Raw genomic sequence first — 25804 nt, 5'->3', positions numbered from 1 at the left:
GCGCCGGCCCGGGGTGAGGATGGTCACACATGCGCATCGGCGAACTCGCCCGGCGGGCGGAGACCACTCCGCGCCTGCTGCGCTACTACGAGCAGCAGGGGCTGATCACGCCCCGCCGCGAGGCGAACGGCTACCGCGCGTACGACGAGTACCTCGTGGACCGGGTGCTGCAGATTCGCGGGCTGTTGGACGCGGGGCTGCCGACCCGGATCATCAAGCAGATCCTGCCCTGCCTGGACACCCCGCGGACGATCCACTTCGCCGACGCCACACCGGAGATGCTCACCGCCCTGGAGACCGAGACGGACCGGATGACCCGCCGGATCCTGTGCCTGACGCGCAACCGGGACGCCATCCGGGAGTACCTGGACGTGGTCAAGAGCCTCTCCTGAACTCTCCTGGACCGGCTGTCGGAACCGCCGCTTGACCTTGCCACCGGTGTCAGCGTTGGACGCTGTCGCCATGACCGACACCAACGACACCAACGACACGAACCACGCGACTGACGCGGCCGGCGCGACCGGCGCGCCCGGCTCCGCGATCCGCCACACCGCCTTCGGCGACGGCACCCCGATCGTCCTGATCCACGGCTACACCGTCGACCACCGCGTCCTGCTCCCGCTCGAACCCGCCTTCACCGACCGCCCCGGCTGGCGCCGCCTCTACCTCGACCTCCCCGGCCACGGCAGCAGCCCCCGGCTGCCGGGCCCGGCCTCGGCGAGCGCCCTGGCCGAGGCCGTCTCCGGGTGGATCGAGGAGCAGGTCGGCCGTCGCCCCTTCGCCGTGGTCGGCCAGTCCTTCGGCGGCCAGCTGGCCCGGGCGGTGACCGCGCGGTTCGGCGAGCAGGTGCTGGGCTCGGCGCTGTTGGTGCCGGTGGTGCGCTGGGGCGCCGACCGGGCGCTGCCCGAGGAGTCCGTGGTCGAACGCGACGAGGGCCTCCTCGCCCGCCTCCCGGCCGAGGACCGCGAGCTGTTCCGGTACGTCATGGCCCGCCACACCGAGGCGAGTCGGGAGCTCTTCGAGCGCTACGTCCGGCCCGGCTGGGAGGCGCACGACCGGGCGGCCGCCGCCGAACTCGAAGCCGACTTCCTGCTGCCGCACTGGCCCGAACACCGGGCCCCGCAGCACCGCGGCCACCACCTGCTGGTCACCACCCGGCAGGACGCCCTGGTCGGCTGGCGCGACCAGCTCGCCCTGCTCGACCACTACCCCCGGATGGCCGCCGCCGTCCTCGACGGCGTCGGCCACAACCCCCAGGTCGAGGCCGCCGGAGCCGTCCGCACCCTGTTCGGCCACTGGCTCGACCGGCTCGGCCCCCACCGAAGCCCGCGCCACTGAGACCCGCGCCGCCGGGAAAGCCGCCGGGAAAGCCACCGGGGAGCCGAGGGAACGCCGACGGCCCCGCGACCGGTCGTCCCGGTCACGAGGCCGTTCGCCGAGCCGTCGCCGTCGCCGACGCCGCCCCGCCGCAGCCCGCAGCCCGCAGTCCACAGCCCGGACCCCGGATGCCCGGGTCACCCGATGGAGCGGGGGAGCCGGGTGGTCAGGTACAGGATGGTGAAGGAGCCGAGGAGCTGGATGCCCAGGCACAGCGCGAGGGCCCGGTCCATGCCCAGGACGGGGGAGAGCGAGAGGTAGAGGGTGCCGAGGGTGGCGACGCCCAGGGCGAGGCTGGACTGCTGGCCGGTGGCGAGGACACCGCTGCCGACGCCGGCCCGGGCGGCCGGCACCTTGGCGAGGACGACCCGGAACAGCGGGGTGCCGATCAGGCCCTGCCCGATGCCGGCGAGGGCGACGCCCGGGGCCATCCGGAGCGGGGAGAAGTGCGCCCAGTCGGCCAGGACGGTCAGGGCGAGGGTGCCGAGGCCGGTGGCCTGGACGACGGCGCCCGCGCTGAGCACCCGGCTGCCCCAGCGGCCGATCAGTCGCGGCCCGGCGAGCGAGGCGGAGAAGTAGCCGACCGCCATCGGGACGAGCGCCCAGCCCGCCGCGACCGGGCCGAGCCGGAGGCCCTGCTGGAGGGCGACCGCGATGACGAACATGAAGCCGCCGAAGCCGGCGAAGTAGGGCAGCGCGATGCCGAGGCCGCGCCGCATCTCCGGGATGCGCAGCAGGGACGGCGGCACCAGCGGGGTGTCCCCGCGCCGCTCGGCGCGGCGCTCGACGACGCCGAAGGCGACGGCGAGGACGGGGAACAGCGCCAGCAGTACCCAGGACCAGAGCGGCCAGCCGGCGGCCCGGCCCTCCATCAGCGGGATGAGCAGGGAGAGCAGGGTGGCGGTGAGCAGGACGGTGCCGGGGACGTCGACCCGGGCGGCCGTGGCGGCCCTGTTCTCCGGGACGTAGCGGACCGCGAGCACCACGGCGAGCAGCGCGAACGGCACGTTCAGCAGGAACACCGAGCGCCAGCCGGTGCCGAACAGGTCGGCGGCGACCAGCATCCCGCCGAGCACCTGCCCGATCACCACCGAGATCCCGCCGACGGCGCCGTAGACGCTGAGCGCGCGGCCGCGCCGGGCGCCCTCGGTGGCGGCGGTGATGGTGCCGAGGACCTGGGGGATCAGCAGCGCGGCCGAGGCGCCCTGGGCGGCCCGGGCGGCGACCAGGGACCACGCGCCGGGGGCGAGGCCGCAGGCCAGCGAGGTGAGGGCGAAGGCGACGGCGCCGACGACGAAGAGCCGGCGGCGGCCGTAGTTGTCGCCGAGGCGCCCGCCGAGGACGAGCAGCACGGCGAAGGCGATGCCGTAGCCGGCGGCGACCAGTTCGAGGACGGCGGGCCCGGCGGCCAGGTCGTGGTCGATGGTGGGCAGGGCGACGTTGACGATGAAGAAGTCGAGCATCGGCAGGAAGGCGCCGAGCAGCACGGTGACCAGCCCGGCGGTGCCGAGGGTGGCGGCGGGTCCGGCGGAGCCGGGCGAGGTGGTACGGGCGGCCGCGGTGCCCGGAGTGGTGGCGGTGCGGGCCGATGCGGGGGCGACGGCGAGTTGTTGGGTCACGGGTCATACGATCCGTCGCTCCGTACCCTGGTACCAGAGTGTGGTTATCCAGGTATAAGAAGTACCTGGCAACAGGCTGACGGCTGCCGCATGCTGGGGAGCATGAGTCTCGCCACGCCTCCCGCGCAAGCCCGCACCGGTCCGGCCGGCCCCGCGCGAGCCCGCACCGGTTCGACCGGTCCGACCGGTCCGACCGGTCCGGGCCCGGCCACCCCCGACGACGCCCGCCGCCACGAGCTGGCCGGGTTCCTGCGCAGCCGCCGCGAGCGCCTGGCGCCCGAGCAGGTGGGCCTGCCGATGACCGGACGCCGCCGGACGCCGGGGCTGCGCCGGGAGGAGGTCGCGCAGCTCGCCGCGGTCGGGGTGACCTGGTACACGTGGCTGGAACAGGGACGGGACATCCAGGTGTCCACCCAGGTGCTGGACTCGGTGGCCCGGGCGCTGCTGCTGGATCCGAGCGAGCGCGCCCACCTGTTCACCCTGGCCGGCGCGGAGGACCCGGCGCCGGTGCGGGACTGCCCCTCGGTGACCCCGGGCGTACGGCTGCTGCTGGAGCAGCTGGCGCCGTTCCCCGCCATGGTGGTCAACTCCCGCTACGACGTGCTGGCGTACAACGCCCAGTACACCGCGATCGTCGGCGATCTCGACGAACTGGCCCCCGCGGACCGGAACCTGATGTGGATGGCGTTCACGCCCTCGCAGTTCCGCGAGGTGCTGGTGGACTACCGCACCGAGCGCCTCGGCATCGTGGCCCGGTTCCGCTCGGCGATGGCCGACCACGGCTCGGAGCCGGCCTGGAAGGCGCTGCTGGCCCGGATGCTCAAGGCCTCGCCCGAGTTCGCGGAGCTCTGGCAGCGGCACGACGTGATGCGGCCGGGCAACGGGATCAAGCGCTTCCAGGTACCGGGCGTCGGCCTGTTGCGCTGTGAGTACACCAACTTCTGGCTCAGCCCGCAGCTGGGGACGCGGATGATCACGTACACCCCGCTGGACGACGAGACCCGCGCGCTGATGGACCTGCTGCCCACCCGCGTCTGACCGGCGCACCCGCGCCTGACCGGCGCACCCGCGCCTAGGCCCGCAGCGCCGCGTCCCGCCCGAGCCACAGGCACACCGCGGCCAGCGGCAGTTCGATGCAGGTGGCCATGGCCAGCGCGGCGAGCACCGCGTGGCCCGGCCCGGCGCAGGCGATGTCGGCCAGCGCGTCCCCGGTGAGCAGCAGGGCCACCGCCGCGCCCGCCCAGAGCGCGGCGGGGCTGCGCCGGCGCAGCAGCGCGTCCAGCGAGAGCAGGGCGGCGAACTCGGTGAGGTCGAGCACGACCCACGGGGTCTCGTGGCAGACGGCGAGGACCGCCAGCCAGGGCAGCAGCGCGACGGCCGCCAGGACCGGAAGCCGGGCGAAGCGCGCGGGCAGGACGTACGAGGGGGCGGGGCGGGCGGCGAGGACGGCGGTGGTCACGCGGCACCCCGGCCCAGGCCCCGCACCCGCTCCAGCGGCAGCCGCTCGGCCGCCCCGCCCGCCGGGTGTGCGACCCGTACCGCGTCGAACGGCCCCTCGGCCCAGGCTATCCAGAACCGCCCGGCCACCGTGACCACCTCGGCCGTCGACCGCACCCGGCGGAACGGCCGCCGCCCGGTGAACTCCACCGCGGGCGCCGCACCGTCGGCGGCCAGCCGGCCCCAGGCCAGCACGTGCCGGCTCCGCCCGGTGGACGGGCAGTGCCGGGCACCGCGCAGCAGCTGCGGGGTGAGCCGGGCGGCGACCAGGACGTCGGTCAACTCCCCGTGCTGGTACAGCTCCAGCGCGGCCCGGCCGCGTCCTGACCGCACGCTGCGGACCGACCAGGGCCCGGCCCCGGCCGGCAGCGTGCCATCCGCCGCCGAAACCGACTCCCCCTCCGGCAGCGCCACGTCCGCCGCCGGCGTTCCGGAAGCACCCCCGGGGCCGGGCCGCCCGTGCGGCGGAGTGGCGGAGTGCGATGCAGTGCTCGTCATGCCCTCAAGCCTTCCGCCGGGACCCCCGTCCTGTCGGTAGTGCCCCACACCGAATCGGGGGTGTACCTAGCTACACCCCCACCCGGAACCCCCCTTCATGGCGGCCCGTGATCACGGAGCCCTACGCTGTCCGGCATGCCCTCCACCACGTTGCGCCGAGCGCTCGTCAGGAGCCTCCGGCGCCCACCGTGGTCGCCCGAGGCCTGGCGTGACGTCCGCTTCACCGCCGCCGGAATACCCATGGCGCTGCCGGTCTGGCTGTCCGTCACCGAGTCGAGCCTGCTCTTCCCGCTGCTCGCCGCCGTCCTGCTCTGCGCCCGCCCGTTGACCGCCCTCCAGCGCGGCCGGCTGCGCGCCCTGCGGGGAGTGGAGGTGCCGCCGCTGCGCCCGCCGACGGGGCGTCAGGTCTGGCTGCTGGGGATGACCTGGCGCCAGGCCCTGCACCACCTGGTGGCCGGGCCGCTGCTCGCGGCGGGCGCGCTGGCGGTGCTGTACGCCTGGGCGGCCGCCGTGGTGCTGGCCACCGTGTACGGCTGGATCTGGCTGCTGCCCGCCGGCACCGCGCTGCGCGCCGGCCTGGCCGGGGAGGACGTCCTGCTCACCCTCGGCGGGGTGGTGCTGCTGGTGGTGCTGCCCCCGGTGGGGACGCGACTGGCCTGGCTGGAGGTGTGGGTGGCCCGGCGGCTGCTCGGCCCGGACCGGGCGGAGGCGCTGGAGCGGCGGGTCGAGGAGATCGCCGAGAGCCGGGCCGGGCTGGTCGACGCGGTGGACGCCGAGCGCCGCCGGATCGAGCGCGACCTGCACGACGGCGCCCAGCAGCGGCTCACCTCCCTCGCGATGAACCTGGGCCTGGCCCGGCGCACCCTCAAGGACGTGCCGCCCGAGGTGATGCAGGTGATCGTCGACGCGCACGAGGAGGCCCAGGCGGCCATCGACGAGCTGCGCGACCTGGTCCGCGGCCTGCACCCCGCCGTCCTGGAGGACCGCGGCCTGGACGCGGCGCTGTCCGGCGTCGCCGCCCGTGCCCCGCTGCCGGTGCGCCTGGACGTCGACCTCTCCGAGCAGGTCGCCCCCACCGTCGAGGCGGTCGCCTACTTCACCGTCTCCGAGGCGCTCACCAACGTGGCCAAGCACGCCAGGGCGAACCGCGTCGACCTCTCGGTGCGGACGGCCGACGGCCGGCTGCGCCTGGTCATCAGCGACGACGGCGTGGGCGGCGCGGACCCCTCGCGCGGCACCGGGCTCACCGGTCTGCGCAAGCGCGCCGCCTCGGTCGACGGCACGCTGTCCGTTCTCAGCCCCCTCGGGGGCCCCACCACCATCACCGTGGAGTTGCCGTGCGCGCTGTGATCGCCGAGGACTCGGTCCTGCTGAGGGTCGGCCTGGTCAAGGTCCTGGAGGCGGTGGGCTTCGAGGTCGTGGCCGCCGTCGGGGACGCCGTGGAACTGCTGGCCGCCGTCGAGGAGCACCGCCCGAAGGTGGTGGTGGCCGACGTCCGGATGCCCCCGGGGTTCCACGACGAGGGGGTGAAGGCGGCGATGGTGATCCGCCGGCAGTGGCCGGACACCGCCGTCCTGCTGCTCTCCCAGTTCGTGGAGGAGCGCTACGCCGCGGACCTGCTGGCAACCAACACCAGCGGTGTCGGCTACCTGCTCAAGCAGCGGGTGGCCAATGTGGACGACTTCGTGGACGCGCTCCAGCGCGTCGCCGAGGGCGGCACCGCGCTGGACCCGGAGGTGGTCGCCCAGCTGCTGGTGCGCCGCCACCGGGACCCGCTGGAGAAGCTGACCCCGCGCGAGCGCGACGTGCTCGCCCTGATGGCGGAGGGCCGTTCCAACGCCGCGATCGCGGGCTCGCTGGTGGTCAGCGACAGCGCGGTGGCCAAGCACATCAACTCGATCTTCACCAAGCTCGACCTGCCGCCGGCCGAGGACAGTCACCGCCGGGTGATGGCGGTGCTGCGCTTCCTGGAGGTCGGGTAGCCGTGAAGGGGGCGAGGGCCTGGCGGGCCGCCGGGACGGTCGTGGTCGTCCTGGTCATGATCGGTGCCGGACTGCAGACCTGGTCGATGGCGGTGCAGCAGCGCACCAGCACCAGCCGGCCGTACGACCGGGCGATCCACCGGCTCCAGCTGGAGACCGGCAACGCCTCGGTCCGGGTACGGGCGGGGCGGGAGGGCCACGTGGTGGTCCGGCAGAGCCTGGACTGGCTGGTGCGCAAGCCGGTGGTGTCCACCGTCTTCGATGGCGACGTGCTCACGGTCGGGCTGCACTGCCGGCTGGTGCTGCCGCTCTCGGACCTCGGCTGCGGTGCCGAGATCGAGCTGGAGGTGCCGGCCGCGACGGAGGTGTCCGGCTCGGTGGGCTCCGGGTCGGTCCGGGTGGAGGGACTGAGCGGGGACGTGCGGATGGAGCTCACCTCCGGCCAGCTGTTGCTGTCCGACACCTCCGGGAACGTGTCCGTGCACGGCACCTCCGGGATGGTGCAGGGCACCAACCTGAGCATGTCGCGGGTGGCGGCGCAGTTCACCTCGGGCACCGTGCAGCTGGGCTTCGCGAGGACCCCGCGCGAGGTGGACGCCACGGCCACCTCCGGCTCGGTGGAACTGACCCTGCCGAAGGACAGCCGGTACGCCGTCTCCAGCGAGATCGGCAGCGGCAACGGCCGGATCGACCCGGTGCTGGCGGACTCGGCCAGCCCGAACCGGCTGCACGCCACGGTCACTTCGGGGACGATCACCATCGTTCCGTCGACGTCCTCGCAGCCGGAGCCGTCGTTCGCGCCGGAGCCCGCGGCGCCGCCGTCGGCCCCGTAGCGGGGGCGCCCCGGAGCGGGCGGGGGGCCGCTCACCCGGGTGGGGGACAATGGAGAGTCCCGTCCCCATCACCCGAGGTCAGCCGCGCATGACAGCCACGCCCGCACCCACCGCGCCCGACACCGAGTTCGCGCCGCTCGACATCGGCCCGATCCGGGTGTGGCCGCCCGTCGTGCTGGCGCCGATGGCCGGCATCACCAACGCGCCGTTCCGCACCCTGTGCCGGGAGCAGAGCGGCGGCCGGGGCCTGTACGTCTCGGAGATGATCACCACCCGGGCGCTGGTCGAGCGCAACGCCAAGACCATGCAGCTGATCAAGTTCGACCCGAGCGAGAAGCCCCGCTCGATCCAGCTGTACGGGGTGGACCCGGTGACCGTCGGCAAGGCCGCCCGGATGATCTCCGAGGAGGGCCTGGCCGACCACATCGACCTCAACTTCGGCTGCCCCGTCCCCAAGGTCACCCGCAAGGGCGGCGGCTCGGCGCTGCCGTACAAGCGCAACCTGCTGCGCGAGATCCTGCGCGAGGCCGTCGCCAACGCGGGCGACCTGCCGGTGACGATGAAGATGCGCAAGGGCATCGACGACGACCACCTCACCTACCTGGACGCCGGCCGGATCGGCGCCGAGGAGGGCGTGGCCGCGATCGCCCTGCACGGGCGCACCGCCGCCCAGCACTACGGCGGGACGGCCGACTGGTCGGCGATCGCCCGGCTGCGCGAGTCCGTCCCGGCGCACATCCCGGTGCTGGGCAACGGGGACATCTGGTCGGCCGACGACGCGGTGCGGATGATGCGCGAGACGGGCTGCGACGGCGTGGTGGTGGGCCGTGGCTGCCTGGGGCGGCCGTGGCTGTTCAAGGACCTGGTCGCGATCTTCGAGGGCGACGTGGACTACGCCCGCCCCGACTTCGGCTACGTGGCCGCGGCGATGGTGCGGCACGCGCAGCTGCTCGGCGAGTGGCTGGGCGACGAGGCGCGCGGCGTGATCGACTTCCGCAAGCACGTCGCCTGGTACACCAAGGGCTTCTCGGTCGGCTCCGAGCTGCGGGTGCGGCTCGCCGGCTCCTCCTCGTTGGCCGAACTGGCCGAAACCCTCTCCCAGGTGGAGCAGTCCCAGGGCTGGCCGGAGGGCGCGGACGGCCCGCGCGGGCGGACCAGCGGCAACAACCGGGTGGTCCTGCCCGAGGGCTGGTTGGACGATCCGTACGACTGCGCCCGACCGGGTGTCGACGCCGAATCGGACACATCCGGCGGTTGATCTGTACGGACCGGCGAAATCGACCCCTCGGGGTCGATGGCCATCAGGTCCCAGCCCTCTTGTCCATCCTGGACAAGAGGGCTCCTTTTCGGCGCTAGGAGATCACGGAGAGAGCACGTTTCTGGACGGAGTGCGACGATCGGCGCAGGAGTTCTACGTTCGACCCGTGAGATGCGCTGGTGACGCTTGCCACATACGGTGGGGACTGACGGCCGGTCAGTGGACGAAGTGGACAGGTCGGCTGTGAATCGCTTCCCGAAGTCGGTCGGCCGGTGATCCGCCCATCCGGGTGCAGGAAATCAAGCCGGGGCAACGCGATGGCTCCGCGGTCGCTACGGTGCGTCCGGATCGTGCGATCTGAGAGCCTGCTTGTCTTCAAGAATTGAACACTTGCTCGCGTCAGGCGGACGATTTCACCAACAGAGGTGAACGCCTTTATGTGCATTCGATCTAGCGGGTTACCGCTCGGTACCGGCCTCGTGTGGCCTATTCAGGGCAGAGAAGCGCCTTCGAAATGGGTATGTTCTCCGGCGTCAGGGCAACCGCGTACGAGGAGACCGACCCGTGCCGTCCCAGCAGAAGTTTGTTTACTCCTTCACCGAAGGAAACAAGGACCTCAAGGATCTTCTTGGCGGCAAGGGCGCGAACCTGGCCGAGATGACCAACCTGGGCCTCCCCGTCCCTCCGGGGTTCACCATCACCACCGAGGCCTGCAAGGTCTTCCTGGAGACCGGCAGTGAGCCGTCCTCGCTGCACGAGGAGATCAGCGCCCACCTGGACGCCCTCGAGCAGGAGATGGGCAAGAAGCTCGGCCAGGCCGACAACCCCCTCCTGGTCTCGGTGCGCTCCGGCGCGAAGTTCTCCATGCCCGGCATGATGGACACCGTCCTCAACATCGGTCTCTCCGACGTCTCGGTGGCCGGCCTCGTCGCCCAGTCCGGCAACGAGCGCTTCGCCTGGGACTCCTACCGCCGCCTGGTCCAGATGTTCGGCAAGACCGTGCTGGGCGTCGACGGCGAGCTCTTCGAGGAGGCCCTGGACGAGGCCAAGCACGCCAAGGGCACCGTCAACGACCTCGACCTGGACGCCGCCGACCTCAAGGCGCTCGTCGAGGTGTTCAAGGGCATCGTCGAGCGCGAGACCGGCCGGGCCTTCCCGCAGGACCCGCGCGAGCAGATGGACCTCGCGATCCACGCCGTCTTCCACTCCTGGAACGGCGACCGCGCCCGGCTGTACCGCCGCCAGGAGCGCATCCCGAACGACCTGGGCACCGCGGTCAACGTCTGCACCATGGTCTTCGGCAACCTCGGCGAGGACTCCGGCACCGGCGTCGCCTTCACCCGCGACCCCTCCACCGGCACCCAGGGCGTCTACGGCGACTACCTGTCCAACGCCCAGGGCGAGGACGTCGTCGCCGGCATCCGCAACACCCTGCCGCTGGCCGAGCTGGAGAAGCTCGACAAGAAGTCGTACGACGAGCTGATGGCGATCATGCAGAAGCTCGAGAACCACTACCGCGACCTCTGCGACATCGAGTTCACCATCGAGCGCGGCAAGCTCTGGATGCTCCAGACCCGCGTCGGCAAGCGCACCGCCGCGGCCGCCTTCCGGATCGCCGTCCAGCTGGTCGACCAGGGCCTGATCGACCTGGACGAGGCCCTGATGCGGGTCACCGGCGGCCAGCTCTCGCAGCTGATGTTCCCCCGCTTCGCCCCCAACACCGAGTCGCAGCAGATCGCCTGGGGCCTGGCCGCCTCGCCGGGCGCCGCGATCGGCAAGGTCGTCTTCGACTCGTACACCGCCGTCAAGTGGTCCCGCTCCGGCGAGAAGGTCATCCTGGTCCGCCGCGAGACCAACCCGGACGACCTGGACGGCATGATCGCCGCCGAGGGCATCCTGACCTCGCGCGGCGGCAAGACCTCGCACGCGGCCGTGGTCGCCCGCGGCATGGGCAAGACCTGTGTCTGCGGCGCGGAGGAGCTGGAGGTCGACACCAAGGCCCGCCGCTTCACCACCGCCGACGGCCAGGTGGTCCACGAGGGCGACGTCGTCTCGATCGACGGCGCCACCGGCAAGGTCTACCTCGGCGAGGTGCCCGTCCTGCCGTCCCCCGTGGTCGAGTACTTCGAGGGCACCCTGCACGCCGGCGCCGACGTCCAGGGCGGACTGGTCCAGGCCGTGCACCGGCTGATGTCGCACGCCGACGGCCGCCGCCGGCTGGCCGTGCGCGCCAACGCCGACAACGCCGAGGACGGCTCGCGCGCCCGCCGCTACGGCGCCCAGGGCATCGGCCTGTGCCGCACCGAGCACATGTTCCTCGGCGAGGAGCGCCGCAAGGAGGTCGAGCACCTGATCCTGGCGGACAACGACAAGGACCGCGAGCTCGCCCTCTCCACCCTGCTGCCGCTGCAGAAGGGCGACTTCCTGGAGCTCTTCCAGGCGATGGACGGCCTGCCGGTCACCGTCCGTCTGCTCGACCCGCCGCTGCACGAGTTCCTGCCGGACATCACCGAGCTGTCGGTGCGCGTCGCCCTGGCCGAGGCCCGCAAGGACCCGAACGAGAACGACCTGCGCCTGCTCCAGGCGGTGCACAAGCTGCACGAGCAGAACCCGATGCTCGGCCTGCGCGGCGTCCGCCTCGGCCTGGTCATCCCCGGCCTGTTCGGCATGCAGGTCCGGGCCATCGCCGAGGCCGCCGCCGAGCGCAAGCTGGCCGGCGGGGACCCGCGTCCCGAGGTGATGATCCCGCTGGTCGGCACCGTCCAGGAGCTGGAGCTGGTCCGCGACGAGTGCGAGCGGGTGCTCGCCGAGGTCGCCCGAACCACCGGCGTCCAGCTGGACATCAAGCTCGGCACCATGATCGAGCTGCCGCGCGCCGCGGTGACCGCCGGGCAGATCGCCGAGGCCGCCGAGTTCTTCTCCTTCGGCACCAACGACCTGACCCAGACGGTCTGGGGCTTCTCCCGGGACGACGTGGAGGCTTCGTTCTTCACCGCCTACCTGGAGAAGGGCATCTTCGGGGTCTCCCCGTTCGAGACCATCGACCGTGACGGCGTCGGCTCGCTGGTCAGGCACGCCGTCGAGGCCGGCCGGGCCACCCGCCCCGACCTCAAGCTCGGCGTCTGCGGCGAGCACGGCGGCGACCCGGACTCGGTCCACTTCTTCCACGAGGTGGGGCTGGACTACGTCTCCTGCTCCCCCTTCCGGATCCCGGTGGCGCGCCTGGAGGCCGGCCGCGCCGCCATCGAGTCGGCGGGCAGCGACTCGCGCTGAGGAGGGTAGGCATCCCCTCCGCACGCGCGGGTACGACTGACCGCTCCCCCTCCCGTCGGGAGGGCGTACACCGGAGCTCGGCGCAGGAGAACCGGCGTACGTGACACGGCCGGGCGGGAACGGACAACGGCGTCCGTTCCCGCCCGGCCGTACGTCTGCCCCGCCCGGCCGTGCTTCCGCGCACGGGCCGGGGCGCGGACCGGCCCCGGGCACGGCACGGCCGACGCACCGTCCGGTGTGGTGGCGGCCACGTGTGTAGCTGTGCAGGCGCGGCCCGGTCGCCTGCCAAGCTGGAACGCATGACCAACCGCAGAAACCCGCTCGTCGTCGTGGCCGTGCTGATCCTGGCGGTCCTGGCCGGGGTCGGGTACCTCCTCACCGACAAGGGGAGCGGCCACCCCAAGGCCGCCGCGAGCTCCACCGCGGCCGCCACCGCCGGTCCTTCGACGTCCGGGTCCTCGGCGCCCAAGCCCTCGGCCCCCAAGCCGACCCCGCCCGCCGGGGGCGCCTCGGCCCCCGCCCCGGCCGGCACCTGGGTGCCCACCGACGCGGCCCTGGCCGACGTCTGCCGCAGCAAGCTCCCCAGCCAGGCCGTGGACACCCTCACCCTGATCGCCAAGGGCGGGCCCTACCCGTACAACCGGGACGGCATCGTCTTCGAGAACCGGGAGAGCCGCCTCCCCAAGAAGGCCGGCGGCTACTACCACGAGTACACCGTGGTCACCCCGGGTTCCGACGACCGCGGCACCCGCCGGGTGGTGACCGGCGACGCCGGCGAGCAGTACTGGTCCGCCGACCACTACGCCACCTTCCTGGAGATCGACTCCCGCTGCTGAGCGCGGCCGCACAGGCCCCCGCGCCCGCCGCTCACAGCGCCCGCCGCCCGCCGCGCCCGCCGCTCACCGCGCCCGCCGCCAGGTGATCCGGGGGTGCGGCGGGTGCGGGCCGGTGGTGACCAGGGCGGTCAGCTCGTGGAGCACCGGGGACGGGTCGCGGCGGAGCTGGGCCGGGGTGGTGCGGACCACCGGGAGACCGGCCGCGGCGAGGCGGTTGGCGCGGGCCAGGCCCCGTTCGTGCTCGGCCGGGCGCAGGTGCCAGGCACGGGAGTCGATCTCCAGGGCCACGCAGGCGTGCGGCCAGTAGGCGTCCGGGACGGCGAGGAAGCGGCCGTCCAGGAACAGCACCGGGCTCCACAGCGGCTCCGGGAGGCCCGCGTGCGCCAGCACCTCGCGGGCCTCGCCCTCCACCACCGACCGCACCCCGACCGTCAGGTCCTCCACCACCTGGGCCACCTGGGGCAGCCCGAGCGCACCCGGGCGGGACAGCAACTGGTCGAGCAGTTCGCCGAGTTCGCAGTGTCGGCGCTGGACCGCCTCCGCGCACAGCGCCCGGAACCGGCGCTGCCCGGTCTCCTTCGGCGCGAGGTCCGCCAGCGCCCGGGCGACCGTGGTGCTCCACAGCCCGTCGCTCCGCTCGAAGCCGCCCGGCATGGCCCCGGAGGCGCGGTGGATCCGGACGAACTCCCTGTCTCCTACGCGTCGTTGAGCCGGGATCAGGATGTCGACGGAGTTCAGGTCGGCCGGGTGCCCGGCGCTCGGCAGTCCGGCCTCGGCCAGCACTGTGAAGCCGGTCAGCAGCACCTCGCCGGTCCGCGGCTCGCGCCCCTTCGGCGTCGCGTACGCCAGTGCCGCCCGCATCTTCTGATGGAACGTCAGTCGCCCGCTCTGGAGGCAGATCACCCGGGGCAGCACCTGTTGCCAGGGCCCGCCCGGCCGCAGCCGGTGGGCGATGGTGCCGGAGGGCACCCCGAGCCGGCGCAGCTGTGCCCGGGTGGCGATGTGCTGCTGGTCGGCGCCCAGCAGGGCGACCGGGTCGAGGGGGTGTGCGCGGGTCATGCCCCGGTGCCTGCCCGCCCGGATCGGAGGTATGCGAAACATCCCCCGTCGGTGGGGGTGGCGGTCACGGGTGTTGACGGACCGGCAGCTCAGCCGCTGAGCTGGAGTCCATATGACCATTCCATCCACGCACGCCGGCCCCGCGCTGGACGCGCTCCTCGGCCTCGCCGTCGGCGACGCCCTCGGCGCCCAGTTCTTCGTCCCGGAGACCGCCCGGGCCCACCTCGCCGACCGCACCGAACCCCCCGGCCCCTGGCCCTGGACCGACGACACCGAGATGGCCTGCTCGGTCCACGCCGCCCACACCGAGCGCGGCGCGATCGACACCTTCGACCTCACCCACGCCTTCGCCCTGCGCCACGACTTCGACCGCGGCTACGGCCCGGCCGCCAACCGCCTGCTGCGGCTGATCCGCGAGGGCGGCGACGCCGAACTGCTGGCCGCCGCACTCTTCGACGGCCAGGGCTCCTACGGCAACGGCGCCGCGATGCGGGTCGCCCCGCTCGGAGCCGCGTACGCCGAGGACCCGAAGGCCGTGGTGGGCCCCGCCGCCCGCACCGCCCTGACCACCCACACCCACCCGCAGGCCGTGGACGGCGCGATCGCGGTCGCGGTGGCGGCCGCGTACGCCGCGCGGACCCGCACCCGGCCGATGACGCCGGACCGCTTCCTGGAGGCGGTGGCCGCCCTCACCCCGAACGGCGCCGTCAAGGACGGCCTCCGGGAGGCCCGCGGACTGCTCGCCGGGGCGGACTTCCGGCTCGCCGCACGGATGCTCGGCAACGGCAGCCGCACGTCCGCGGCCGACACCGTCCCGTACGCGCTGTGGTGCGCGGCCCGGAACCCGGCCGACTACCGCGCCGCCGTCCGGGACGCGATCGCGGCCGGCGGCGACATGGACACCGTCGCCGCGATCACCGGCGGGGTGGTCGCCGCGCGCACCGGCACCGCGGGCATCCCGCGCGAGTGGCTGGACGCCTGCGAACCACTGCCGGACTGGGCGTTCCCCGAGCCTGGCAGCGTCCGGGCGGCCGGTGAACCGCACCTGACGCCGATCAGCCTTCCCCGCCCGCACCCGGTGCCCGACCTGCTCTGGTCGGACGCCGACTGGGAGCGGATCAGGCGCGGCCTGCGGGCCCGGGACGCGGACGAGCGCTGGGTCGCGTTCACCTCCGAGGGCGTCCTGCACCTGCACCGCAGCGCGGGCGGCGCGGAGATCTACCGGGTCCGGGTGGCCCGGGTGCGGGGCGGCTGGCGGCCGACCGAGGTGCTGGTGGAGGCCGACCCCGGCCGCCACCGCGGCTGGGACGACCACACCGTCCTGCCGGTCGTCCTGGACCTGGTGCGGTCCGGCTACGGGCTGCCCGGCCTCAGGCCGTGATCATCAGCTGCCCGGTGCCGCTGCCGCCCTGTCTAAGGCACTCCTGGTTGATCGCCGGATCCGGGGCGCTCGGCGAGGTGGCGGCGGCGATCCGCAGCTCGATGATGTCCCGCACGGCCGGCCACTCGTCGTCGAGGATCGAGTAGAACGCGGTGGAGCGCACCACGCCGTCCAGCCCGCGCGAGTGCGCCCGGCGGACGCCCTCGGAGGTCGCGCCGAGCCGCTCGATGGCGGTGCGCGAGCGCAGGTTGCGGGCGTCCGCGCGCAGCGAGATCCGCTGCACGCCCCAGGTCTCGAAGGCGTGGCGCAGCATCAGCAGCTTGGCCTCGGTGTTGATGCCGGTGCCCTGGGCGCGCGGCGAGAGCCAGGTGTTGCCGATCTCGGCCGCGTCCGGGACGGCCGTGTCCGGGTCGCCGAACGGGACCCCGGGCGTGGGCGGCCACACCAGCGGCCCCCGCCAGTAGTCGAGTTCCAGGAACCGGGTGGAGCCGACGACCCGGCCGTCGGCGACGCTCACCGTCGCGAACGGCAGCGACCGGCCCGCGGCCTGGTCGGCGAGCGCCCGCGCGACGTAGTCGCGGGCGGCTTCCAGACCGTGCGGGACGGGGGTGAAGGCGTAGGTCGTACGGTCCTCGGCGCCGGCCTCGGCGATGGCCTCGGCATGGTGCGCGGCAAGGGGCTCCAGCCGCACGGTGCGGCCGGTGAGGATGACAGGTACGGGCACGGAACCTTGGTCCTTCATCGGTCGGAGGGTTGCCTCCCGTGCCGGGGTGCGGCGCGGGGTGCTCTGGGCTGGGTACGCCTGGGCCCGGGCCCGCCGGCCGGGTGCCCGCGCACGCCGGAGGTCCGGTCGAACGGGGTGGGGGCGGCGGCCCGGAACGGGCGGCGCGGGTGCCGGAACGGGCACGGGTCCTCGGACCGGTCCGGCGGGAAGAGCGAGGGGACAGTGTGCGTCCGCGAAATGGCCGAGAAGGGTACGAGAGCGCGAAGGGAAGCAGGCGGCCAGGTGAAGGCAAGATGCGTCGTGGGTGGCTGGCCGAGCACCGGACCGGGACGTGGCCGACGGCGTTACGGACGACGTGACGACGACGCGACGATGCGAGGCAGCGAGAGGACGATACCCGCCAGAAGGCGGTGCGTCACTTCGCGGCACGCGAATGGCCGCGCGGGCCGTTTCCGGACCCCGCGGACGGGCCCGTTCCGGGGGCGTGACCAGGGGCTCTTCCTTCGGGTGCGATCATGGTCCGGAACGGTCGCCGGAGGCGGTCGGACGAGCCCTCCGAAGGGCCGTCGGACGGGCTCGGGAGCGGTCCTGCGGCCGGATCGTCCACCGGACCGGGCCAGGGCCGGGCCGGGTCCAGGACCGGGCGGAAACAGGACGGACCGGGGGCGGAACCGGTCCGGTGGCCGGGGACGGGAATTCCGGCGGCGCCCGGCACGCTGAAAAGACGAGAAGCCGGTCGACCGGGACGAGCAGAGAACGGGGTTGGGTGCGCGGTGCGGGACTTCCAGGCGCTGTACGAGCTGGACCAGCAGGGCGTGGCCGCCGTCGCCGCGGCCAACGAGCGGTTGCGCGACACCGGTGCCGGCCTCGTGCTGCTCCAGCACTACGAGGGCTTCATGGACGCCGGGGAGGCCGGCGGCCAGGTGGTGGCCCACCTGCTGGAGACGGGCTCGCCGCTGGTGGTGGCCCGCTTCGACCACGACCGTCTGGTGGACTACCGGGCCCGCCGCCCCGCGATGGTCTTCGACCAGGACAGCTGGACGTCCTACGACCCGCCGGAGATCCTGCTCCAGCTCGTCCACGACGCCGCCGGCGCGCCGTTCCTGCTGCTCACCGGCCCCGAGCCGGACGTCGAGTGGGAGCGCTTCGCGCGCGCCGTCCGCGAGCTGGTGGAGCGGTTCGAGGTCCGGCTCTCGATCGACTTCCACGGCATCCCGATGGGCGTGCCGCACACCCGCCCGGTCGGCATGACGCCGCACGGCAACCGGCTGGACCTCGCCCCGGGCTACCCGCAGTGGTTCGAGCAGGCGCAGGTCCCGGGCAGCGCCCAGGCGCTGGTGGAGTACCGGCTGGCCGAGGCCGGGCACGACGTCCTCGGCTTCGCCGTGCACGTCCCGCACTACGTGGCCCGCTCCGCCTACCCGGCGGCGGCCGTGCAGATCCTGGAGGCGGCGCAGTCCGCCACCGGCCTGGTGCTGCCCGGCACCCAGCTGCGCGAGCGGGTCGCCGAGGTCTACGCCGACATCGAGGAGCAGCTGTCCCAGGGCGACGGCGAGCTGCGCTCGGCGATCCGCGGCATGGAGGGCCAGTACGACGCGGTGGCGGGCGCGGAGGGCCGGGAGAGCCTGCTGGCCGAGCCGGTGGACCTGCCCTCGGCGGACGAACTGGGGCGGCGCTTCGAGCAGTTCCTGGCCGAGCACGAGCGCGGCGCGGAGTAGCGCGGCAGCCGTACCGGCGGCCGCGCGGCCGCCGCCGCTTGACCGCGCGCGGGGGGCCGGAGTCGGACGGGCCCGGGGGTCGGATTCCGGCCGGTTCGGGCCCGTCGGGAGACGAATCGCCCGGGGCGGGAGTCATCGGCCTGGATCGTTCGTTGGCCCCTGGTGTGCCCGGGGGACGGGCCGCCGTGAGGAGCCGACCGTGACCCGCATCCCCGGGGGGAGACCATGCCGAGGACCGCACGCCCGACCATCGCCCTGACCGTCGGACTGGCCGCAGCGCTGCTGGCCGGCTGCACCGACGACGCCGGCTCGGACAGCCGGAACAACGGCGCCGCGGGCGCGACGCCCGCCCGCGCGCAGGCCGGCGCGGCCTCCTCGCCGGCCGCCGCCCCGCCGCCCACCGGCCCGTACGTCGCGCTCGGTGACTCGTACACCGCCGGGATGAGGATCCCGCCGCAGGTCGGCGAGCCGGGCGGCTGCTCCCGCTCCGGGGTCAACTACCCGTCCCTGGTGGCGAAGGCGCTCTCGCTCGGCGCCGGGCAGTTCAAGGACGTCAGCTGCAGCGGCGCCCGCACCGGGGACCTGACCGGCCCGCAGAAGGTCGCCGACGGCACCAACCCGGCCCAGCTGGACGCGCTGACCGCGGACACCCGGCTGGTCACCCTGGGGATCGGCGGCAACGACGCGGGCTTCATGGAGGTCGTGACGGAGTGCGCCAAGGCCAACCTGGTGGACATCCTCAAGGGTGTGATCACCGACAGCGCGGAGCGGATCAGCGACTCGCCCTGCCGGGACCACTACGCGGCCGGCAACGGCACCGACGAGGTCCAGCGCAAGGTGGACGCGGCCGGCGACCGGCTCGGCCAGGCGCTCCAGGACGTCAGGAAGCGCTCACCGAAGGCCAAGGTCTACGTGATCGGGTACCCGGGGCTGCTCCCGGCGGACCCGGCGAGCTGCGTGCCGGTGCTCGGCAACGCCGTGTCCGCCGCCGACCTCGGCTTCCTGGTGGAGAAGCAGCAGCAGCTCAACGGCATGCTCAGGAAGCGCGCCGAGGCGGCCGGCGCGGTCTTCGTGGACCTCGCCGGGCCCTCGTCCGGGCACGACATGTGCGCGGGGGAGGACCAGCGCTGGGTGGAGCCGCCGCTCCCGGCCAGGGGGCTGGCGCCGATCCACCCCAACGCCAAGGGCCAGGAGGCGGTGTCCGGGGTCGTCCTGAAGGCGATCAGGGGCTGAGGACGCCGACGGCCTGCCGCGGCCCCGGCACGACCGGGGCCGCGGCGAGGGCCCGCACGCCCGTAAGGGGTTTGTGGGCGAGGATTCACGCTCCCGTCCGCGCTCCTTCGTGCGCGGCACACCCGGCGTGTCGGGGGCCGGGCGTACCGTGAGAGCCATATGGACGACACCACGCACCGCCTCGCCGCCCCGATCCCGTACGACCGCTCCGCCGAGGCCCGCTGGGTCCCCGAACCCGACAAGCGCCCGGGCCGCACGGCCTTCCAGCGCGACCGCGCCCGGGTGCTGCACTCGGCCGCGCTGCGCCGGCTGGCCGGCACCACCCAGGTGGTCGCCCCGATGCAGAGCGACTTCCCGCGCACCAGGCTCACCCACTCCCTCGAATGCGCCCAGGTCGGGCGGGAGTTGGGTGCCGCCCTGGGCTGCGACCCGGACCTCGTGGAGACGGCCTGCCTGGCCCACGACATCGGCCACCCGCCGTTCGGCCACACCGGCGAGGAGGCCCTCGACCAGGCCGCCGAGGCCTGCGGCGGCTTCGAGGGCAACGCCCAGTCGCTGCGCATCCTGACCAGGCTCGAACCCAAGCGCTTCGCGCCCCGGGAGGAGCAGCCCACCGCCCGGCTCGCCCCCTGGCCGGGCCGCAGCGTCGGCCTCAACCTGAGCCGGGCCGCCCTCGACGCCGCCACCAAGTACCCGTGGACCAAGGGCGCCCACCCCACCGACCCGGCCTCGCCCAAGTACGGCGTCTACGCCGACGACCTGCCGGTCTTCCGCTGGCTGCGGGCCGGCGCGCCGGCCGGCCGCAAGTGCTTCGAGGCCACCGTGATGGACTGGTCCGACGACGTGGCCTACTCCACCCACGACGTCGAGGACGGCCTCCAGGCCGGCCACATCGACCCGGCCGCCCTGCGCGCCCCGAGCGAGCGCGCCGAGCTCTTCAAGGTCGCCGAGCGCTACGCCGGGGACGCCGAGCCGGAGGAGCTGACGGCCGCCCTGGACCGGCTGCTCGCCCAGGAGTGGTGGCCCAGCTCCTACGACGGCACCGCCCGTGCCCGGGCCGGGCTCAAGGACCTCACCAGCCAGCTGATCGGCCGCTTCTGCCTGGCCGCCGAGCAGGCCACCCGCGCCCGCTACGGCCCCGGCCGGCTCACCCGGCACGGTGCCGAGCTGGTGGTGCCGAGGGACGTCCGGCTGGAGTGCGCGGTGCTCAAGGCGGTGGCCGTCCGCTACGTGATGCAGCGCGACGAGCAGGCCCAGCTGCGGGCCCGCCAGCGGATCGTGATCGCCGAGCTGGCGTACGTCCTCACCCAGCGCGCCCCCGAGGGGCTGGACCCGGTGTTCGCCGCCATGTACCGCGAGGCCGAGGACGACCGCGCCGCCCTGCGCACGGTCATCGACCAGATCGCCACCCTGACCGACGCCTCGGCCCTGGCCCTGCACGCCAGGCTCGTCGGCGCCGCCTGGGCGTAGCCGCCCGGCCCCGGCCGGCGCGGCCGGGAGGCCCCGCTCGCCCTCTCCCCTCCCTCCCCCGCCGGGAGGTGCCCCCGGCCCCACCGGGCCGCGCCCCCGGCGCAGCCGGAAAGCCCGGCCACCCCAGTAGACTTCCGGGGTGGCCGGGCGGATCAGGGACGAAGACGTACAGGCGGTGCGCAGCGCACTGCCGATCGACGCGGTGGTCGGCGACTACGTACAGCTGACCAACGGTGGCGGCGGCGAGTACAAGGGCGTCTGCCCCTTCCACGACGAGAAGTCCGCCTCCTTCTACGTGAACCCCGCCAAGGGCGTCTTCCACTGCTTCGGCTGCCAGGAGAACGGCGACACCATCGCCTTCCTGATGAAGATCGAGCACTTCACCTTCGCCGAGGCCGTCGAGCGGATGGCCGCCCAGGCCGGCATCACCCTGCGCTACGAGGAGGGCGGCTACAGCCCGCGCCACCAGCAGGGCGAGCGGACCCGGCTGGTCGAGGCGCACAAGGTGGCCGCCGCCTACTACCGGGAGCAGCTGGCCTCGCCGGAGGCGGAGATCGGCCGCCGCTTCCTGGCCGAGCGGGGCTTCGACGAGGAGGCCGCGACGGCCTTCGGCGTCGGCTACGCCCCCGCGGGGTGGGAGCACCTGGTCCGCTACCTGCGCGGCAAGGGCTTCACCGACAAGGAGATCCTGCTGGGCGGCCTCGCCTCACAGGGCCAGCGCGGCGGCCTGATCGACCGCTTCCGGGGCCGGCTGGTCTGGCCGATCCGGGACATCGCGGGCGAGGTGGTCGGCTTCGGCGCCCGCCGCCTGCGCGAGGACGACAACGGTCCCAAGTACCTCAACACCCCCGAGACGCCGATCTACAAGAAGTCCCACGTGCTGTACGGCATCGACCTGGCGAAGAAGGAGATCGCCAAGTCGGGCCGCGCGGTGGTGGTCGAGGGCTACACCGACGTGATGGCGTGCCACCTGGCCGGGGTCACCTCGGCGGTGGCCACCTGCGGTACCGCCTTCGCCGAGGACCACATCAAGATCATCCGCCGGCTGCTGATGGACACCTCGCAGTACCGGGGCGAGACCGTCTTCACCTTCGACGGCGACGCGGCCGGCCAGAAGGCCGCCCTGCGCGCCTTCGAGGACGACCAGAAGTTCGCCGCCAAGACCTCCATCGCGGTCAGCCCGGGCGGCATGGACCCGTGCGAGCTGCGCCTGGCCCAGGGCGACGAGGCGGTCAAGCACCTGATCGACAACCCGGTCCCGCTGTTCGAGTTCGCGCTGACCTCGGTGGTGGCCCGGCACCGGGTGGACACCCCGGAGGGGCGTTCGGCGGCGCTGGAGGAGGCGGCCCCGATCGTCGCCAAGATCAAGGACCGCTCGATCCAGCACGAGTACGCCGTCCGGCTGGCCGGCATGCTCGGCATCCTGGACGAGCAGTTCGTCGTCCGCCGGATCTCCCAGCTGGCCCGCTGGGACCGCGAGCGCCAGCAGAACCCGCGCGGCGCGGCCGCCCAGCGCCGCCCCGAGCCGGTCCAGCCGCAGCGCCCCGCGCAGCCCGTCTTCCGGCTCAACCCGCGCGACCCGGCCCAGTTCGTCGAGCGGGAGCTGCTCAAGCTGGCGCTCCAGCACCCGGACCTGGTCAGCCCGGCCTTCGACCACTACGGCGACGACGAGTTCCCGACCCCGCCGTACGCCGCCGTCCGGCAGGCCATCGCCAAGGCCGGCGGCGCCGCGTACGGGGCGACCCTGCCCGACTTCACCAGCGCGGTGCGCGAGGCGTCCCCGGACGACCGGGTGCGCTCGCTGGTCACCGAGCTGACCGTCGAGCCGGTGCGCTCGCGCCGCAAGGCGGACGCGATCTACGCGGGGGAGTTCCTGGTCAAGCTGCGCCTGCTGGCGGTGGACCGGCGGATCACCGAGGTCCGCGGCTACCTCCAGCGGCTCGGCCCCCGGGCCGAGGCCGAGCAGCTGCACGCGGTGCAGACCGAGCTGTGGCAGCTCCAGCAGTACGGGCAGCAGCTGCGCAGCCGGGGTGCGGCGGCGCTGTAGCGCCTCCCACGGACCACCACGGGAACCGCACGCAGAAAGTCGGCGCACGAGTCTCGGCCACGGAGTGTGGCGTACCGCACACTGGAGGGCGTCCCACCTCCGTACAGCGCGGGTCCGCCAGGGTCGCGCCCGCCCCGAGGGGATGCCCGTGGAGCAAGGCGTCGTCGCAGCGACCACCACCAGTACGAGAGCGAACCCGGCCGGGCGGCAGGGGGCCGGGGAGCAGGAGACCCACCACGGCCGGGCCGGGGCGCCACCCCCGGACGGTGCCCGGGTCCCCGCCCAGGGCCTGCCGGAAGGCCACCCGGACGGCCTGGACGGTCCGGACGGCCTGGACGGTCCGGACAGCCTGGACGGCCCGGACGGCCTGGACCCCGGGCCGGGGTCCGAACCCGGGGCCGAGCCGGGCTTCGACGCGGGGGCCGGGGCCGAGGACCAGGACGAGCGCCGCGGGCCCGTCGACGACACAGGGCCGGCCGCCGACCTGCTGCGCCAGTACCTGCGCGAGATCGGCCGGATCCGGCTGCTCACCGCCGAGGAGGAGGTCGAGCTGGCCCGCCGGGTGGAGGCCGGCGTCTTCGCCGAGGAGCGGCTGGACGGCGACCCGCCGCCGCCCGACCCGCTGGCCGGCGAGCTGGACGCCCTGGTGGTGCGGGGCCGGATCGCCAAGCGCCGGCTGATCGAGGCGAACCTGCGGCTGGTGGTCTCCGTCGCCAAGCGCTACGTAGGCCGCGGACTGACCCTGCTGGACCTCGTCCAGGAGGGCAACCTGGGCCTGATCCGGGCGGTGGAGAAGTTCGACTACACCCGCGGTTTCAAGTTCTCCACGTACGCGACCTGGTGGATCCGGCAGGCGATGAGCCGGGCGCTGGCCGACCAGGCCCGGACGATCCGGGTGCCGGTGCACGTGGTCGAGCTGATCAACCGGGTGGTCCGGGCGAAGCGCGCCCTGCTCCAGGAGCGCGGCCGGGAACCGACGGCGGCCGAGATCGCCGCCACCCTGGAGCTGACCGAGGAGCGGGTGCGCGAGCTGCTCCGGCTGGCCCAGGAGCCGATCTCGCTGCACACCCCGGTCGGCGAGGAGGACGACGTCGCGTTCGGGGACCTGATCGAGGACGCCGACGCCGCCTCGCCCGCCGAGTCCGCGACCTTCCTGCTGCTGCGCCAGCACCTGGAGGCCGTCCTGGCCACCCTGGGGGAGCGGGAGCGCCAGGTCGTCCAGCTCCGCTACGGGCTGGACGACGGCCGCCCGCGCACGCTGGAGGAGATCGGCGCGGTGTTCGGCGTGACGCGGGAGCGGATCCGCCAGATCGAGTCGAAGACCCTGGTCAAGCTCCGCGACCACGCCTACGCCGAGCAGCTGCGCGGCTACCTCGACTAGGAGGCGGGCTGGGACGGGCCCGCCGACTGGGACGGGCCCGCCGGCTCGGTGGGAGTCACCGGCTCGGTGGGCGCCGCCGGTTCGGTGGGCGCCGGGGCGGCCGGCGTGGCCGGGGCCGGGGTCGTGGGGGCTCCCGCACCGGCGCCCGGCGGGGGAGAGGCCGCTCCGATCGGGATCGGGGTGGAGGCCACCACCGCGGCCAGGTCGGCGACCACCGCGGTGCAGTCGTGTCCGGCCGGCTGGTACCCGCAGACCTGGAAGGTGACGGCCGGGTCCGCCGCGTTCAGCATCGGCGAGTAGTTGTCGTAGCCCCAGTGGATGAGCGCCGTCTCGCTGTCGCCGTTTCCGTCGGTGATCGTCGCGTAGTCCTTCGGCTGGCCCTCGGTGATGGCCGCCCAGGCGGCCCGGCAGGTCTGGCTGTACCGGAGGTAGACGACCACCTTGCCGATCACCTGGGTCTGCAGGGTCCGGGCGTCCTTGCCGCAGCCGGTGGTCTTCGGGTCCTTGTGGGCGCAGCCGACGCCCTGGCAGGCCGGATCGCTCTTGGCGGTGGCAGCGGTGGCAGCGGTGGCGGCGGGCGACACGGCCGGTTCGGCGGCCGCCGAGGCCTGCCCGTCGTGCCGGTCGAACCGCAGGCCCACCAGCACCAGCAGCAGCGCCAGCCCGGCCGCGCCGGCGAGCAGCGCCGCCGGGCGCCGCCACCAGGGGAGGGGGGCGGGTCCCGGCTCCTGCCCGGACACCGCTGCCTCGTCGGCGGGTTCCTCCGCGGGGGCTTCCCCGGCGCCCGGGGGCTCCTCGGCGACGGCCGGCCGCTCCAGGCCGCCGCCCTCGCTCTCGCCTTCGGCCCTGCCTGCGTCCGCGTCCGCGTCCGTGGCCGTGGCCGTGGCCGTGCCCGCGTCTGCGTCCGTGGCCACTGCCGGGGCCGCCGTCGCCGGCTCCGCCACCGCCCTGCGCCACAGCGCCCGCAGCGCGGCCCCGTCGCAGTCGACCGTCCCGACCAGTGCCTCCAGCGCCTGCTCGGTGACGATCCGTTTGCCGTTGAGCCAGCGCTCCCAGGAGGCCCGGCTGTAGTGCGTCCGGGTGGCCAGCTCGGACAGCGAAAGCCCGGCGGCGTCCTTGATCGTCCGGAGCTCCTCCGCCAGGCGTCGGGCGGGCTCGGTCAGCTCCTCGGGCAGCTGCTTCCAGGCGGAACCCACTGCGGCGCTCCAAACTCGAGAAACGGGGGGCGGGGAACGGGTGAGCGACGGGGTCCGGGCCCGGGCCGTCCGGCGTCTGCGCTTCTCAAACCTGACCGGCCTGCCGTCCCAAACCCCAGGTCATGGCGCTGAGACGGACGGAAGTGTCTCACAACCCCCGGAGGTGCTCGAACATTCACGTGATCGTCGTGCAGAGTTCTCTGGCCGATGCGGTTCGCCCGTCGGCGAACGGTTCGGACACCGATCGACGACACGTCGTCGATCCGCATCCGGTCCCGGTCCCCCACCGGGCCGGGGGGGGGGGGGGGGGGGGGGGGGGAGGGGGGGGGGGGGGGGGGGGGGGGGGGGGGTGTGGGGGGAGGGGGGGGGGGGGAAAAAGAAAGAGAGAGGTGGTGGGGAGGGGCGGTCGACGCGGAGATTCC

General features: G+C 74.1%; 21 protein-coding genes. 15 read left to right on the top strand and 6 right to left on the bottom strand.

The genetic code is table 11. The features are described from left to right. Nucleotides 1-29: 29 nt before the first annotated feature. Nucleotides 30-392 (top strand): MerR family transcriptional regulator, encoded by a 363-nt coding sequence (locus ACZ5OX_RS04660; RefSeq protein WP_449789118.1) that lies wholly within the window; start codon nt 30-32, stop codon nt 390-392. 70 nt (nt 393-462) lie between these two features. After that, a complete protein-coding gene (locus tag ACZ5OX_RS04655) occupies nt 463-1338 on the top strand; it encodes an alpha/beta fold hydrolase (protein ID WP_465628704.1) in 876 nt (291 codons plus the stop codon). Between the two features lie 176 nt (nt 1339-1514). Here ACZ5OX_RS04655 and ACZ5OX_RS04650 read toward each other — a convergent pair whose 3' ends face one another. After that, nucleotides 1515-2996 (bottom strand): MFS transporter, encoded by a 1482-nt coding sequence (locus tag ACZ5OX_RS04650; protein ID WP_465628703.1) that lies wholly within the window; start codon nt 2994-2996, stop codon nt 1515-1517. A gap of 102 nt (nt 2997-3098) precedes the next feature. On the opposite strand from ACZ5OX_RS04650, the gene ACZ5OX_RS04645 reads away from it, so the two are divergent. After that, on the top strand, nt 3099-4034 hold the full coding sequence (locus ACZ5OX_RS04645) for a helix-turn-helix transcriptional regulator (RefSeq protein WP_465628702.1): 936 nt from the start codon (nt 3099-3101) through the stop codon (nt 4032-4034). A gap of 34 nt (nt 4035-4068) precedes the next feature. Here ACZ5OX_RS04645 and ACZ5OX_RS04640 read toward each other — a convergent pair whose 3' ends face one another. Both ACZ5OX_RS04640 and ACZ5OX_RS04635 read right to left on the bottom strand, forming a co-directional pair. Continuing rightward, a complete protein-coding gene (locus tag ACZ5OX_RS04640; RefSeq protein WP_465628701.1) occupies nt 4069-4455 on the bottom strand; it encodes a hypothetical protein in 387 nt (128 codons plus the stop codon). Beyond that, nucleotides 4452-4991, bottom strand: a complete 540-nt coding sequence (locus tag ACZ5OX_RS04635; protein WP_465628700.1) for a hypothetical protein — start codon at nt 4989-4991, stop codon at nt 4452-4454. Before ACZ5OX_RS04635 ends, ACZ5OX_RS04640 begins: the two co-directional genes overlap by 4 nt. A 135-nt stretch (nt 4992-5126) precedes the next feature. On the opposite strand from ACZ5OX_RS04635, the gene ACZ5OX_RS04630 reads away from it, so the two are divergent. The 6 genes from ACZ5OX_RS04630 (at nt 5127) to ACZ5OX_RS04605 (ending at nt 13173) form a co-directional block, all read left to right on the top strand. Continuing rightward, nucleotides 5127-6341: a sensor histidine kinase gene (locus ACZ5OX_RS04630; RefSeq protein WP_465628699.1), complete on the top strand. Its 1215-nt coding sequence runs from the start codon at nt 5127-5129 to the stop codon at nt 6339-6341. After that, a complete protein-coding gene (locus ACZ5OX_RS04625; protein WP_449789125.1) occupies nt 6329-6973 on the top strand; it encodes a response regulator in 645 nt (214 codons plus the stop codon). The genes ACZ5OX_RS04630 and ACZ5OX_RS04625 overlap by 13 nt, the downstream gene beginning before the upstream one ends. A gap of 2 nt (nt 6974-6975) precedes the next feature. Next, entirely contained in the window at nt 6976-7806 is an 831-nt protein-coding gene (locus tag ACZ5OX_RS04620; RefSeq protein ID WP_465628698.1) for a DUF4097 family beta strand repeat-containing protein, read from the top strand. A gap of 88 nt (nt 7807-7894) precedes the next feature. Beyond that, nucleotides 7895-9064 carry a tRNA dihydrouridine synthase DusB gene (gene dusB, locus ACZ5OX_RS04615; RefSeq protein ID WP_449789127.1) on the top strand — a complete coding sequence of 390 codons (1170 nt, stop codon included), beginning with the start codon at nt 7895-7897 and terminating at the stop codon, nt 9062-9064. A gap of 564 nt (nt 9065-9628) precedes the next feature. After that, nucleotides 9629-12337: a pyruvate, phosphate dikinase gene (ppdK, locus tag ACZ5OX_RS04610; protein WP_465628697.1), complete on the top strand. Its 2709-nt coding sequence runs from the start codon at nt 9629-9631 to the stop codon at nt 12335-12337. A 299-nt stretch (nt 12338-12636) separates the two neighbouring features. After that, nucleotides 12637-13173, top strand: coding sequence for a ribonuclease (locus ACZ5OX_RS04605; RefSeq protein WP_465628696.1), 537 nt, complete (start codon nt 12637-12639; stop codon nt 13171-13173). Nucleotides 13174-13236: 63 nt separating this feature from the next. Here ACZ5OX_RS04605 and ACZ5OX_RS04600 read toward each other — a convergent pair whose 3' ends face one another. Then, entirely contained in the window at nt 13237-14232 is a 996-nt protein-coding gene (locus tag ACZ5OX_RS04600; protein WP_465628695.1) for a hypothetical protein, read from the bottom strand. A gap of 112 nt (nt 14233-14344) precedes the next feature. On the opposite strand from ACZ5OX_RS04600, the gene ACZ5OX_RS04595 reads away from it, so the two are divergent. Beyond that, nucleotides 14345-15613 carry an ADP-ribosylglycohydrolase family protein gene (locus ACZ5OX_RS04595; protein WP_465628694.1) on the top strand — a complete coding sequence of 423 codons (1269 nt, stop codon included), beginning with the start codon at nt 14345-14347 and terminating at the stop codon, nt 15611-15613. Here the strand turns inward: ACZ5OX_RS04595 and ACZ5OX_RS04590 are convergent. Beyond that, a complete protein-coding gene (locus tag ACZ5OX_RS04590) occupies nt 15603-16337 on the bottom strand; it encodes a GNAT family N-acetyltransferase (RefSeq protein WP_392869775.1) in 735 nt (244 codons plus the stop codon). The two genes, ACZ5OX_RS04595 and ACZ5OX_RS04590, sit on opposite strands and share 11 nt — an antisense overlap. A 773-nt stretch (nt 16338-17110) precedes the next feature. Between ACZ5OX_RS04590 and ACZ5OX_RS04585 the strand changes: the two genes are divergently transcribed. The 5 genes from ACZ5OX_RS04585 (at nt 17111) to ACZ5OX_RS04565 (ending at nt 24186) form a co-directional block, all read left to right on the top strand. Beyond that, nucleotides 17111-18055, top strand: coding sequence for a PAC2 family protein (locus ACZ5OX_RS04585; RefSeq protein ID WP_449789132.1), 945 nt, complete (start codon nt 17111-17113; stop codon nt 18053-18055). 225 nt (nt 18056-18280) lie between these two features. Further along, complete coding sequence (locus ACZ5OX_RS04580; protein WP_465628693.1) at nt 18281-19288, top strand: SGNH/GDSL hydrolase family protein; 1008 nt, start codon at nt 18281-18283, stop codon at nt 19286-19288. Nucleotides 19289-19447: 159 nt separating this feature from the next. Next, entirely contained in the window at nt 19448-20758 is a 1311-nt protein-coding gene (locus ACZ5OX_RS04575) for a deoxyguanosinetriphosphate triphosphohydrolase (RefSeq protein ID WP_449789134.1), read from the top strand. A 139-nt stretch (nt 20759-20897) separates the two neighbouring features. Beyond that, nucleotides 20898-22805 carry a DNA primase gene (dnaG, locus tag ACZ5OX_RS04570; protein WP_465628692.1) on the top strand — a complete coding sequence of 636 codons (1908 nt, stop codon included), beginning with the start codon at nt 20898-20900 and terminating at the stop codon, nt 22803-22805. A gap of 142 nt (nt 22806-22947) precedes the next feature. Further along, complete coding sequence (locus ACZ5OX_RS04565) at nt 22948-24186, top strand: RNA polymerase sigma factor (protein ID WP_465628691.1); 1239 nt, start codon at nt 22948-22950, stop codon at nt 24184-24186. Here the strand turns inward: ACZ5OX_RS04565 and ACZ5OX_RS04560 are convergent. After that, on the bottom strand, nt 24183-25382 hold the full coding sequence (locus ACZ5OX_RS04560; protein WP_465628690.1) for a helix-turn-helix domain-containing protein: 1200 nt from the start codon (nt 25380-25382) through the stop codon (nt 24183-24185). The two genes, ACZ5OX_RS04565 and ACZ5OX_RS04560, sit on opposite strands and share 4 nt — an antisense overlap. Between the last annotated feature and the right edge of the window lie 422 nt (nt 25383-25804).

The sequence above is a fragment of the Kitasatospora sp. NPDC032121 genome (genome assembly GCF_055580145.1).
The sequence above is the reverse complement of the archived record's forward strand: the minus strand, read 5'-3'. Positions and strand labels throughout refer to the sequence as shown.